The organism is Pseudomonas sp. RT6P73, assembly GCF_054897715.1.
On the sequence record NZ_JBUBUV010000002.1, the window covers coordinates 5,471,717 to 5,485,493 of the forward strand.

Here is a 13,777-nt window from a genome sequence, read left to right on the forward strand (position 1 = left end):
ATAACCCTGCGCGTAATTCGCCTATCCGGGTACTTGCTTCGCAGGGGTCTCTGCGAAGCAGCCCTTCCAGTCTCTCCTCTGCCCATCTAGCCGGACTATAGGGGCGGCTCAAGAGAATCAACCTTGCCGGAGAGCCCCCAGCCCAAGATGACGCTGGAAGAGCATGATTCACTCACTCTTGCCTCCTCTGATTGCCAGCCACTAAGCACGCTTAAACGACTTTATGTTTCGTTTTCTGAGGCGAAAAACGACGTCTTGATTAGCAACGAGGGGCATGCGTTTAGAGGCTCATCAGGAAGTGACTAACGGGTTCATCAATCAAGGATATTCATATGGGACGTTACATCGACAGCGCCATTACCAAAGGCGAGAAAATCATTTACGAGGGGAAAATCAGTATCTGGGCGATGATGCCCCTGATTGTGCCTGGGATTATTTTCACCGCGTTGTTCGGTATCGGGCTGATATTGTTGGCCATCGCCGCGATTCGCTATTTCACCACGGAGCTTGCCGTAACCAACAAACGCGTAATCGCCAAGTTTGGTTTTATTAAACGCGCCACTATCGAAATAAACATTCATAAAATTGAAAGTATCCAAGTGCACCAAGGCATTCTCGGCCGCATTTTCAACTTTGGCACGATCATTGTCTCCGGGGCTGGCAATCCGCAAGCTCCTTTGCCCGGAATTTCCAGACCCTTGGTGTTCCGGCGCGCATTTCTCCATACCCAGGAAGAAATTAGCGAATCCAGGCTGCCTTGACTTCCCTCACGGCCATCTTGGGCTTGCCCCCCCTTACGACCCAGTTGACGATACGCGCGCACGCCGTATAGGCGATCAGTACTCGCGTATTTTACCCTCAAGTGCCTTGTTGTCGTGCGCCTTGAATTCATCCAGCCCCCCCCCGGGGTTGTAACGACAGCAAACTACCCTCGGCGGCCAAGCCGCCCCTGACGGGTACAATCAAGGTTCGGTGCCACGTCAATTATGGACGCTGCCTGCCAGGCACATCACCCATTGCCCGAATCAATGCCAAATCCACCGCACGGCCGTCGAGCAAGGCGTTGCTCAGGCGTACCTGCATCTGGCCGCGGGACGCAAAGCGAAAACGCTCGGCTAGGATCAGCTTGGAACTGGAGGGGCAACTGGCACTGAGAGGCACATGACGCGTGCCGACGGCGTACAGGTTGTGAGTATCCAGACGAGGGGCATTTCCCGGAGCTTGGATATACCAAAATCCACCTCTGTTTGCCCGAGACGAATCTGGCACGACTCTTCTGCATGAACATGCGGACTGCTCAGGGCAACCGCTCCCAATAACAACAGCACAAACTGCAAAGCGATTTGATAACGTTTTAATGTGTTCATTGGCGTTCCAGCCCTGCCAGGGCATGTTAAAGAGGTGTACAGGTGGCATCAGCCGATTCGAAGTACACCTAGATCGGCCTTGTCCGGCAGCGAGAGCCCAATAGGCAGCGTTTACCGCTGTCCAGACTTACCTGCGACACTCGTTTGGCTAGGTGCGTAGCTGAGCAGCCCATGCCCTTTCATTCAAATCCGTCAGTTTGACTAACCTAAGCCGTGACGCCTCGCAAATTCAAGAAGATGAATTGATAATGGTATATTCAGCTTACCCAGCACGCGAGTCTTGTAGGTGCTGACCGTCTTATTGCTGATTCCCAGGAAAATTGCTATTTCCTTATTCTTCATCCCTTGCGCGAGCAATTGGAGGGTTGTCAGCTCTCGATCGGAAAGCGCGGCAATCAGTTGCTCCTCTTCAGTATATGTTTCCGAAAAGAGGCCATGCTCATTCAAAAAATCATGGCCGGAGCCCGAACGATTGATCGCGCTTTTGAGTTCTTCTAGGGAGCAATTTTTCGACAGAATCCTCGAGGCGTGAGCAGCTCTACAGCGATGAAACCAAGGCGCCGTTGAATAACTTGTCAATACCAGTAACTCGATGGTTTTGTCGAACTCATAAATTTTCTGCATAAGCGCCATTCCACTTATCTTGGGCACGGAAATATCCAATACAACCAGATCGGGCCGATGCACATACACCAACCTTAGCCCGTCAACGCCATTATCCGTCTCCGCAACTAAAATATGCCCCTGCTCATCCAGAATTGATTTAATTGCAGCACGAATAAGTGGTTGACTGTCGATAACGATCACTCTGGACATCACTACCTCAATAAGAAACGGGATGTAGACATTTCTAGATTGCTGCTAAAGATACAGAAAGGCATCCCCGCATAAAGACGATAGCGCAGCAAAGATGGCGAAAATGACCGCATTTAATAAGTATTCACAAAATCCTCTGTTCGTTCCGCCTGCCGTATTTGCCGCATTTAATTGGTGACAATGGGAGGGGCGCGCGCCACACAACCTATGCCACCCTCCTATCGCCGCGCATGGCCGAACACACTTCCAGCAGCGGGCCATGATGGGCCACCCCCTCTCGCCAGCGTGGTCCGCACTTGGCGATACCGTGGCCACTTCCCACACTTTAAAATCAGCCTATAAACAAAAGATAACTTCTGATGAAAATTAACAAATTCGAGATGGCAATTTTTAGCCTGCTCAGCTCTACTCTAGAAGGTTATCAACGTTAACTCTTCAGGGGCGCCAACCCATGAATACACAAGCACGTATTGCGATAATAGATATCCTTCAAACCATCGACACACTCAACAACTTGGGTAAACAGGTAAAAATCCATATTCTGGACGGACCTGAGGAACTGGGGTTGGAGGAGGATGAAATACTATTACTCAAAGGCACATTCACTCTTATGCGTCGTACACTCGACGCCTTGACTCCGCTTCTTTGGAATGCCGGCCCCACTACTCCTAAGGAGCCTAAAAAACCCACTTTGTATCTTGTCTGAGACAGCAAGACCAGAAAAAGCGAACGTGTTTTTATACTTTCGCGCGGTGACTCAAGCGGCATTTTGCATCAACATGAGTTCAAGCCAACAACCCCATGGTCAGAGAGTATTAGTCGCGCAGCGCTTTGATCTCACTACTCACCCTGGCCCTCACGATTGCTGTATTCAAGTTGCTTGGACCGCCCCCCTGCTAATTCACATTCGCGCGGGGACGGTAGCAACAAAGTTGCCTACCCCCCACCTAGCTCTCTACCCACATATGGAAATACCGCGTACAACCCCGTGGCGACAATGCAATGCGAAAAGTCGCTGTTTGTTTGGGTATGTCTGGGGCTCGGTCATCGGCGTGGGGCGAGATGCCAATAACATCACTCTCTTAGGCTGACGCCAATCTGAGAGAGCTTGTCGCGAATGCGCCAGCCTACCCACTGAACACGGTCAACACGGTCAACACGGATCAGCCTTCTTAACATTGCGCAGTCATTGAAGTTGCCTCACTCGAGTGAATTATCCCCCCCCGAAGAACCGAGCCACATACACTCCTTTGTTGACCGACAAACCGAATCCCACTATTCACTCCTGTAATCACGCCTTCCATTCAGCTGTCCACCTTGAGCAAAAAAATTATGACATTTTTGTCGACGGAGCCGAGAGGCTCACTACACGCTAACACGCCCCTTGGCCAGTGCCACAGAGAAGGTATGGGCCCCTACTGTGAGGAAGCAGCAGCCATGTGCCCCACCTCGAGGGAAAGGCAAAAACCTGCAGAATGGTGGCTGATACGCTCGACCATCATGCCGTTCAGCCTGATACTCAACAGCTACAGGCAAGGAACCTGTCAATGACAACAACCATGAAACTAATTGTCATGGGGTTAATCGCGTTTTTGTTAATTGCCTGTACCCGCAATGAGCCTGTCGCGGATCACCTTGTTAACACGACTACGAGCCCAGAGCTCAGTGATATCCATGTACGAGCGGTGCCATTGGTGAAAGTGGGCGCCATTAGTCCTTTATCGGTCACGTTGTTCTTTTACACTCGCACAGCCCCACAAAACTACTTCGCGATCACGGTGGATCGCCTCAGCCTAAGTCCTGGCTATTCAGCACACGAGTTTTACGATCAAAACAAGGCACAAACAGTTAGCGCAAACTGGAACGGACGCTGTTACGTTGAATCAGTTAAACTTCCGACACAGACGTTTTTCGCCGTCAGAACCCTCTCGGAGCAGGAAGCCGTCATCGAGGTGTTGGCCCGATTGGTACACCCCGAATCGGGTGACTTCATCCATTTGCCACAGAGCCTGTTTACAATTCAGGGGCCAGACCTTGAAGCTCTGACCGATGCTTCGAGTAGGTGGTAGTGGTTTTTCAAAACAGGTATGCACCCATCAAGGCGAGGGCACCGGGATCCTTTTTCTTTGCGGGCGCATATTGCCCGTGTAGGCTCATTCTCGGCTGGAGAGGTCCGGTACAGGCCGGACCTCCTGAGTCATTGCAACACTTCAGATTTCATCCACCAGCATTTTTAGGTTCTCACCACTCACACGTATGCCCGTCGACAACACATTCACGTAAGTGCCTGTCGCAAGATTGATCAATGTTCCGGAGACGTCAATGATGGCTTCGGTGGGGGTGATTGAGTGGATCGTCAGGTTGACGACTGTTGGGTGTTCGCTGGATTGAGAAAATCGCCTCCCCCTCCATTGCACCCTCACCTCTACCTCGGGCTTCTCACATCGGTGGCTTTGCACCGAGTAGCCCTCCTTGAGGGTCGATCGCAACAGATAAATGTCCAACAGGGTTTGATCGTCTGCGCTTAACAGCAAAAACGCCGTGCGCTCGCCGCCGGCGTTGAATGCAGGTGCAACGCGCTTCACCTGATTGAAGCTAATGCTCCGGGCGGGAGTTGGGGTTACGACTGATACTGTATGCCTACCAGAATCGTCGCTTGCAGCGATTGCAAGCCTCGGCACATGACTACAAGTTAACAGTACAGACGCAAGGCCGATACTGGCCATGAATTTCGTAATTCTTTCCATGAGGTAAATCTCCATTGCTTTGCTTGTAATTGTTGAACGTCTAAACACACGAATTGCGAACACTTTGCCATTTACGCCTTCATGAACACCCTCACGGTGAACATTCTTTAGTAAACGCTGTTGCACCGTGCCGGTCCGTTCATTACGGGTGAGTGTATCTTTTCTGCGTGTATGACTTCGTTCGTGCCTGGTCATACAGGTTAGCCCGCTATCAACATGAGGGCTGCTGACACCATCCGAACGAAACCTTATGTTCGCCTGGATGTCGCCAACCCTACACTGGTGATTATCATCGATAACCTGTAGCCCTTTGGCACTCTCTTCGTAATGCTCACCTTTTTTAAGAGGACGCGATTTACAAACGAATAGAGGAACTATTTTGCAAAAGATGTATGGTTGTTAGAATGAGCTCAAGGACTCAGTGTGGTGGTGGAGGCGCAGCGGGGCATAGCTGTAATTGACGACATTTAACTTTGCCTGAGTTCTGACAGATTTACCCGCAAACGCCTTGGGGCGCCCCGCTCGAATTTGAGGCGGACGGCCACTCAGGGCATTCATCCCTACCTTAGCAAGAGGCTGCGACAAATATGGACATTTACCTCCCCCTACCCCGTCCGGACTGCTGTGTACAGCCTGGCTAAAAGACTTGGCATTGAGGGGGTAGTGTGCAAATTTGGCCGAGCTAGCGATTGCCTGTCGCGACCTTGGCGACGTTGAAACTGTATGAGCGAGTAATCCGCACGGCCCGGCGCCCTGCTTAGGACACTTCCATGAAAAACTACGGCAGCCACTCTGTACCTGGCTGAAAAACGTTTCGCCTGGGCAAGTACATCAAGAAGCTGATCCTTAACACTGTTAAATAATTGGCGTGAAGACGAAAATATTGCGCCACCGGATCGATATACACCGTGCTATTGACGTGACTGACGCTACTCTGCGCCTCGTCGGCGCGAGGGAAAGTGACGTTTAGCGCACCGCCGTAAGCAAGGACGCGGTGGTGTCGCTGTTACCCGAGAGCACCCATGCGCTGGCATTGCCGGCCGCGTCGGTGGCCACCATCGAAACACGGCCGTTGGTTGGCGGCGTGGTGCTGCAGATCGGGCATAACTGCTGTCGCAGAGTGGCGGAGACTGGTTAATGCTCCAGTTTGGTTTTAAATTCACATAAATATTTTGTTACATACTTGCAGTGCATTTAAGTATTTCCAGTCTATGATCGAAAGACTCGCCGTCAAGGATGACGTGTCAATGTGAATTTTCATTGCGAAAATTATCAGAAACGGACGTCTTGCAAATATGCGCTTTGGGCTGCTTCATCGTAATATTTCTTCTTTTCAATCTACGGCTTTTATATGTCTGTCACTGCAATTATTTAGTATTGCCAGTACGGTCGCATCTCCTCTTCTAAATGGAGTTAATCCGAGCCCGCACCACACAAGCCAGCACTATGCTGCTTCTCCCGCACAAGAGTATGTTTTGGTGATTCCCGCAGAGCGAGAAACAAACGCGCACATTGCTGCCCGTTTTGGTGTTTCCGAATCGACGCTGACGACTCTACAAAACCAAGCCTCGCAAGCAGGCTGGGCGGGGCAAGCCATATTGATTCCCCGCCACGCTACTGGCGAGTCGCGCCTGTACCCTGCCTATGGCACACATACGCTAGCTAAAGGTGAGACACTCGGCTCACTCGCACTGAAGGTGAACCGCTCCGAGCTAGAGTTGCGTAAGCTCAACACGCTGGTCCTAGGTGACACAGCACTAAAAAACCTTAAAGAAGGTGATGTTTTTTTGATCCCAGCGCCTGTGCCGGTGAATAGAATCGGAAAGGGAGTGGATACAAAGAAAAATCAGCAAGACTTCGAAATGCTTTTGGCGAACGCTGCTCTGCAAGCAGGGGAGGGTTATAAGCAGCAAGTTCGAGGTCGTTCCGCGCCGGCAAATTTCTTGGCCCACCATAGTGTCTCCACTGCAACCAATACTGCCACCAGGGCGATCTCTTCAGGTCTGGAAGAGGTTCTGAAGCCCTTTGGGCGCGCTCAGGTCGGCGTACAAGTCAGTACTAGAGCTAATTCGCTTGATCTTAATCTTGACTATTTGCATCCACTTTTGCAAAGCAATGACGACATTCTTTTTGCTCAAATAGGTAGCCGCACTTTCGATGATCGCAACATCGCAAACCTGGGTCTTGGTTATCGTCGCCAGATCAACCCAGGCCTAATGCTAGGCGGTAATGCCTTCATCGACCAGGACTTCAGCCGCAGCCATACCCGTGCGGGGTTTGGTACAGAAGTGTGGGGCAATACGGCACGTTTGGCTTCAAATACGTATGTTCCTGTCAGCGGATGGAGAAAGTCTGACCAGCACCGCCTGAACTCCGATCCCAATCGAATGAATTTGTTCGAGCGTCCTGCCTCAGGTTGGGATGCACGAGCAGAAACCTTGATTCCGGGCGTGCCGCAGTTGGCAGCTACGGCACAATATTTTCAATGGAGTGGTAAGGGCGTCGATGCTTTCGGAGGCGGTAAGTTAAAAACGGATCCGGCCGGGTATGGTGTGGGAGTGAGATGGCAGCCCATACCCCTCATCGGCGTTATTTCCGAGCATCAAAAGCTTGATGGCGGAAATGGTCAGTTTAAATTCGGTATTGACTTTAACTGGCGTTTTGATCAGGACCTTTATAAACAGTTGAACCCTGCCGGTTCGATCGCCATCAGGCCCTTGGCTCAGGCAAAGCAAAACTTCGTTGATCGTAATTACAATATTATTTTGAATTATAAACAAGAGGCCAAATATCACGCATTTGGTTTCACTTCGAAGAGCGTAGCCGTTCAGGCTAACCCGCTATTGGCCAGCCCGGTTTCTCAACCCTCTCCGATGCTCAGCGGAACGCCAGCGTCAGGCATTGTGCGTTATGAGTTGGCTAACAATTCGCAGCTGGTGACGATCGATCCCCTGTCCGGCGTGATCACAGCGGCCCCAGGCGCAGAGACGCAACATGTTACCGTTATTGCACGACTCTACATGCCGCGCATTGCTTCGCTGAGGAAGGAGGTAGGGGTTGTTGAAACATGGCTGGCGTCTGCGGGCAATGTTTTGCGAGCTGCTACAGCCTTCCTCATTCCAACGGTTCATGCTGCTGATCTTTCAAGCGTCCATCAACATTTCCTCGAAGTGGCCAACGACAGTTACCATTTGGAGGTCCTTGAAGGACAACCTCTTATCGCTGGCTCCATCGAGTTGCAGATAATCAATGATCGCTCACCGGCGAATGGCTCTTCACAAAATATTGTGGAAGCTATGGTGAAAGATGAAGCTGGTAGTCCGATCTCCAGCGCAGAAGTCAGCTTCACTCTGGACAGCACGATAACGCGAGGCACCCAGGTTGCGATGACTGATGCAGATGGCTTGGCTCGGCTGAGCTTTTCGAGCAGTATCGCCGGGAAGATGGCTGTCACGGGGCAAGCCAATAGTAAAACCCATGCAGTTGATGTTTATTTCATCCCGGACGTGATCTCGGCACACATTGACCTCAAGGTAAATAAAGAAACTGCGATGGTCGGGAAGGATGATGTCACCTTATCCGGGATGTTGATTGATGGAAATAGAAACCCGGTTGAAGGTGTGGCAGTAGGGTTGGTTGCCACTAATGAAGCTATGATTGTTCGCAGTGTCATCACCGATGCCGAGGGAAGCTTCAGCGTTAAGCTACAGGGTAGTAAAGCTGGGAAAACCGAAGTGACGGCGAGGATTGATGGTGACGACGCCTCTACAGATACCGTTTCAGTGTTCTTTGTGGCGGACACCAGCACAGCCACCCTCGCTTCAGGCAACCTGGTGGTCAGCAGCAACGGTGCACTGGCCAACGGCGCGGCCAGCAACGCGGTGACCGCCACGGTGACCGATGCCCACGGCAACCCGCTGGCGGCTCAGAGCGTGGCCTTCACAGCCAGCAACGGTGCAACGATTGACCCCTCGGCAGTGACCAACGACCAGGGCCAGGTGCAGGTCACGCTGACCAACACCAAAGCCGGGGTCAGCACCGTCACGGCGACCGTGAATGGTCAGGCCGTGAGTGTGGATACCACCTTTATCGCGGACACCAGCACAGCCACCCTCGCTTCAGGCAACCTGGTGGTCAGCAGCAACGGTGCACTGGCCAACGGCGCGGCCAGCAACGCGGTGACCGCCACGGTGACCGATGCCCACGGCAACCCGCTGGCGGCTCAGAGCGTGGCCTTCACAGCCAGCAACGGTGCAACGATTGACCCCTCGGCAGTGACCAACGACCAGGGCCAGGTGCAGGTCACGCTGACCAACACCAAAGCCGGGGTCAGCACCGTCACGGCGACCGTGAATGGTCAGGCCGTGAGTGTGGATACCACCTTTGTGGCGGACACCGGCACAGCCACCCTCGCTTCAGGCAACCTGGTGGTCAGCAGCAACGGTGCACTGGCCAGCGGCATTCACAGCAACGCGGTGACCGCCACGGTGACCGATGCCCACGGCAACCCGCTGGCGGCTCAGAACGTGGCCTTCACAGCCAGCAACGGTGCAACGATTGACGCCTCGGCAGTGACCAACGACCAGGGCCAGGCACAGGTCACGCTGACCAACACCAAAGCCGGGATCAGCACCGTCACGACGACCGTGAATGGTCAGGCCGTGAGTGTGGATACCACCTTTGTGGCGGACACCAGCACAGCCACCCTCGCTTCAGGCAACCTGGTGGTCAGCAGCAACGGTGCACTGGCCAACGGCATTCACAGCAACGCGGTGACCGCCACGGTGACCGATGCCCACGGCAACCCGCTGGCGGCTCAGAACGTGGCCTTCACAGCCAGCAACGGTGCAACGATTGACGCCTCGGCAGTGACCAACGACCAGGGCCAGGTGCAGGTCACGCTGACCAACACCAAAGCCGGGGTCAGCACCGTCACGGCGACCGTGAATGGTCAGGCCGTGAGTGTGGATACCACCTTTGTGGCGGACACCAGCACAGCCACCCTCGCTTCAGGCAACCTGGTGGTCAGCAGCAACGGTGCACTGGCCAGCGGCATTCACAGCAACGCGGTGACCGCCACGGTGACCGATGCCCACGGCAACCCGCTGACGGCTCAGAGCGTGGCCTTCACAGCCAGCAACGGTGCAACGATTGACGCCTCGGCAGTGACCAACGACCAGGGCCAGGTGCAGGTCACGCTGACCAACACCAAAGCCGGGGTCAGCACCGTCACGGCGACCGTGAATGGTCAGGCCGTGAGTGTGGATACCACCTTTGTGGCCGTGCTTGAGATAGTTCCCAACAGCGGTTTAGCAGCGCAAATACTCACCGTGGGTCAGCCCAGCATCAATGTTAAGCCGTTTCACGTGATCGGTGGGAAAGGAGAGATCAGATACTCAAGCGAACCGTTGCCGGCCGGCCTATTGTTGAATACCTCGAGTGGTTTTGTATCGGGCAGTCCGACAGTCGAACAAACTGCAACTGACATCAATTTTAAGGCAACGGACACGGATGGAGCCGTGATTGATTTCAATGTGAGTTTTACGGTGAATGCGGCCACGACTGCGTCCGCCAACACCGCCGCGCAGTTGCTGCAGGAGGGGAGTCAAGCCCCTGAGTTCCAGCCGCTCACTGCCAGCGGTGGTCGTCCGCCCTATGTTTATTCGGTGGCGAGCGGTACATTGCCGCAGGGTATGTCCCTTAACGCCGACACGGGTGTGGTCTCGGGAATTCCAACGCCAGTTAGCGCCGCGTCCATAACCTTTCAGGTTAGGGACGCCAACGGGGTCACCGCCACTACCACCAGCACGGTCTCATACTCGGTAGCGCAGATCTTTTCAGCAATACTCGACCATACCGCGCAGCTACTAAAGGTTGACCGTCAAGCCCCTGAGTTCCAGCCCCTCACTGCCAGCGGCGGTCACTTGTTGCCGGGGCAATGCTATGCCTATTCAGTTGCGGCCGGGATATTGCCTGCTGGCATGTTACTTGACACCTGCACCGGAAAAGTGACGGGGACGCCGACGACTCTTAGTGGTGCAACGTCAGTTACCTTCCAGGTTAAGGACGCCGCTGGGAGTAACATGGCCGCAACCGTTGATGTCCGCTACTCGGTGGTTGCGGTGTTGATCTCTGAGTTTGTCAAGCCTCAAGCTGATCCAAAACTATGGCGCGAGGCCAACCGCGCATGTGTAGAATCAGGGGCTAAACTTCCAAGTCAATCCGAACTAAGATCAATATTTAATAGTTATACGAGTGGAGGTACGAATTATGACATGTGTTTGAAGCATGGCTGGCCTTTAGGTCCTAATAGCACCTGCGGTGGATTATCGCCCAACTACTGGACTCGCGATGAAGGCACGAGTGGAGCTATTAGCCACTTTGTTTTCCGCATGCATAATGGTACTAATGACACGGGCGGCGTCGACCACAGCAAGCATCATTATGCTTGTATTCATTAATACTTTAGTGCTTGGATTGACATCACTACCTCTTTTGGGGCGGAGGGGAAAATCAATAATATTCATGCTCGGAGATGATTTTTCTCGCCGTTTTTGTATGCCTCTCTGGGGGTAAGTAGGTTCTTCAGCATTTTCGCTCCACGGAGCCCCGGGGAATACAGAAACTAGAACGCCGATTTGATTTGATGATGTTCGTGCGAACAAACACATCTCACCGGTGCTATGATGTGCAATATTGATACGTTCTTCCGTTTTTTGATGACGCGCTATACATCGACTTCATCCCCAAGCGTATCGAGGTAATTAGCGCATGGTCTACAGCTGCCGGGCAGCAGTGTTTAGAGAGATCAAAGACCGCTTTGCTGGCAAAACCTGTGAAGAACGTTTTGTGGTACGCCAAGCATAGCGACTGGCGCGCAAGTGCAACCAGCTTGAATGGGGCCGGCGGCCTCGCTAGTGACGTGGAGGTAAAAGTTTCTCTATGGGCAGTTATCCTCCGCCGCTACCGTCCGACTCGATAGAAGTCAGGACAGCTGCACGTCCCCGCATTATATGAGAAGTGTGTAACTGGGTCGTGTTAGAGTATGTTCAGTTGGGACAATGAAAGCACCGCGCGCTGTATTGGCATATATTGCGAAATTCCACACGCTTGGCACTGCCCGGCCCGCATCGAGGACCTCCCATGAAAATTACTGGCACTCTGTATCGGACTGAAAAACGTTTCGCTCCGGGCAAGTATATCAAGAGCCTGATCCTGGGCACCGTTGTTTTCGGCGCGTCGTCAGCCTTCGCTCATCAAGACCCCTGCATAACGAACCTTTGCATGTGGAAGCTGCTCAGCGGCACTGACACGACTGGATGCGACAGTGCTATTACGGACCACTTCAACATCTTGGTTTACCGAAAAAAAGGTGTGATGGACTGGAATGCTACGGCGAGAAAGCGATTGACGTTCACTAATAGCTGCTCGACTGCGGACCGAGGAAAAACCCAGGAAGTCAACGACAAATTTGGCAAAGTGAGAAGAAGATAACGATACGACGTTCGTTGCTGAAAAACCGAGCAAGCTTCTTCGCCGAGCCCAGCATTACCCCACCGGGATGGACCGGGATGGGTACTTTCTAGGTCCTCTACAAGAAAGGCAGCGTGGGCTGCGGGGTTAAATAATTGGCCTGTCTGATCGTGTAAGAAATGAAGGGATCTATCGTGCCAAGCGTATGTCGAAAAATGTCTATTGCGCGTTTTAATTCAACTCGGTCCCTATCGTCCAGCGGATATGGTGCGCCTTGCGCCAAGATGGACATGGCTTGCTTACCAAAATCGTCGAGAGCCCTACAGGCCACCAGTATATCCGCCACTGCTAGTTGAGCCTTGGTATGCATAACGACCTCCTTGCTGATTATGAGACCCGTCACCCGCCTAAATTCTAGGCTATCCCCTGAGGAATACCATGGTCTCTACCTCTAAGTGACTAGGTATTACCTATCGACTTGGGTAGAAATCCTTGCATCAGTGATTTAACTTTCTCTAATAAGCCGCTAAACAACGCTTGGGATGCCCAATGGGTGGAGGATAATCCGCCCCCCAGCCGATCTAGTCAATCAACTGACGATTCGCCTGCAAAACGCCTCTTATTTTGAACACATCATAGTCCTGTTTTTTATTTTCATTGTTACGCGCCATATGAAATCTGAGACGCGACCATAAACGATTGGCATCTTTCACAAGTCACGCCTTCCGAACTCATGAATTCGTATAATTTCACCCGCCCCAGCAGCACCCACGAATGCGACCAGTCGCCGGAATCCCAGAGATTATGGGAGGGTCGATCAAAATACATTTGCCCACGCCGAACACCAGTCAATGGCGCGACAGCACGTAATATTTAAGTTAATAATCATGAAAAACAATCGATGAGCCGAATATGGGGTCGCCTCAGCAAAGGGATTTCAAAGTACGCTAAGCCATTTGCAGTCGTCGTAACGGTCTTAATTTTCCCGCGCCTACCTTGGCGTTGCGGCGTCACAGGTAATCACCGGTCAGGTTGATGTGCTCCCAGCCCAGCGGCGACAGGTACTGCAATAGCGATTCATCGACAACGCGACATGTCCACGCGATGCGTTGGCGGCCCGCTCGAGGTAAACGGTGTTCCACAGCACTATTGCAGCCGTCACCAAGTTGAGGCCGCTGGCTCGGTAACGTTGCTGTTCGAAACTGCGATCACGGATTTCGCCCAACCGATTAAAGAACACAGCCCTGACCAGCGCAGTGCGCGCTTCGCCCTTGTTCAGCCCGGCATTCACGCGGCGGCGCAGCTCAACGCTTTGCAACCAATCTAAAATAAACAATGTGCGCTCGATGCGGCCCAACTCGCGCAGGGCGACGG

Annotated in this window: 9 protein-coding genes and 1 pseudogene; 6 read left to right on the forward strand and 4 right to left on the reverse strand. The window is 52.8% G+C overall.

Features of this window, described 5'->3' with window-relative positions; translation table 11 throughout:
• The first annotated feature begins 332 nt into the window (after window positions 1–332).
• Window positions 333–761, forward strand: a complete 429-nt coding sequence (locus ACYZT6_RS25365) for a PH domain-containing protein (RefSeq protein WP_462029099.1) — start codon at window positions 333–335, stop codon at window positions 759–761.
• Between the two features lie 807 nt (window positions 762–1,568).
• Here the strand turns inward: ACYZT6_RS25365 and ACYZT6_RS25370 are convergent.
• Window positions 1,569–2,183, reverse strand: a complete 615-nt coding sequence (locus ACYZT6_RS25370; RefSeq protein ID WP_462029100.1) for a response regulator — start codon at window positions 2,181–2,183, stop codon at window positions 1,569–1,571.
• A gap of 451 nt (window positions 2,184–2,634) precedes the next feature.
• Between ACYZT6_RS25370 and ACYZT6_RS25375 the strand changes: the two genes are divergently transcribed.
• Both ACYZT6_RS25375 and ACYZT6_RS25380 read left to right on the forward strand, forming a co-directional pair.
• Window positions 2,635–2,889 carry a hypothetical protein gene (locus ACYZT6_RS25375; protein ID WP_462029101.1) on the forward strand — a complete coding sequence of 85 codons (255 nt, stop codon included), beginning with the start codon at window positions 2,635–2,637 and terminating at the stop codon, window positions 2,887–2,889.
• Window positions 2,890–3,730: 841 nt separating this feature from the next.
• The gene (locus tag ACYZT6_RS25380; protein WP_462029102.1) at window positions 3,731–4,252 is read left to right on the forward strand and encodes a hypothetical protein; all 522 of its coding nucleotides are present in this window, start codon (window positions 3,731–3,733) and stop codon (window positions 4,250–4,252) included.
• Window positions 4,253–4,393: 141 nt separating this feature from the next.
• On the opposite strand, the gene ACYZT6_RS25385 is transcribed toward ACYZT6_RS25380, so the two are convergent.
• Complete coding sequence (locus ACYZT6_RS25385; protein ID WP_462029103.1) at window positions 4,394–5,056, reverse strand: hypothetical protein; 663 nt, start codon at window positions 5,054–5,056, stop codon at window positions 4,394–4,396.
• 871 nt (window positions 5,057–5,927) lie between these two features.
• Between ACYZT6_RS25385 and ACYZT6_RS25390 the strand changes: the two genes are divergently transcribed.
• From ACYZT6_RS25390 to ACYZT6_RS25400, 3 genes are all read left to right on the forward strand, one after another.
• Window positions 5,928–6,068, forward strand: coding sequence for a hypothetical protein (locus ACYZT6_RS25390; RefSeq protein WP_462029104.1), 141 nt, complete (start codon window positions 5,928–5,930; stop codon window positions 6,066–6,068).
• A gap of 340 nt (window positions 6,069–6,408) precedes the next feature.
• The gene (locus ACYZT6_RS25395; RefSeq protein ID WP_462030011.1) at window positions 6,409–11,391 is read left to right on the forward strand and encodes an Ig-like domain-containing protein; all 4,983 of its coding nucleotides are present in this window, start codon (window positions 6,409–6,411) and stop codon (window positions 11,389–11,391) included.
• A gap of 682 nt (window positions 11,392–12,073) precedes the next feature.
• The gene (locus ACYZT6_RS25400) at window positions 12,074–12,424 is read left to right on the forward strand and encodes a KikA (RefSeq protein ID WP_462029105.1); all 351 of its coding nucleotides are present in this window, start codon (window positions 12,074–12,076) and stop codon (window positions 12,422–12,424) included.
• 97 nt (window positions 12,425–12,521) lie between these two features.
• On the opposite strand, the gene ACYZT6_RS25405 is transcribed toward ACYZT6_RS25400, so the two are convergent.
• A complete protein-coding gene (locus tag ACYZT6_RS25405; RefSeq protein WP_462029106.1) occupies window positions 12,522–12,773 on the reverse strand; it encodes a hypothetical protein in 252 nt (83 codons plus the stop codon).
• A 640-nt stretch (window positions 12,774–13,413) separates the two neighbouring features.
• Window positions 13,414–13,760 (reverse strand): annotated as a pseudogene (locus ACYZT6_RS25410) (Tn3 family transposase).
• Window positions 13,761–13,777 lie beyond the last annotated feature (17 nt).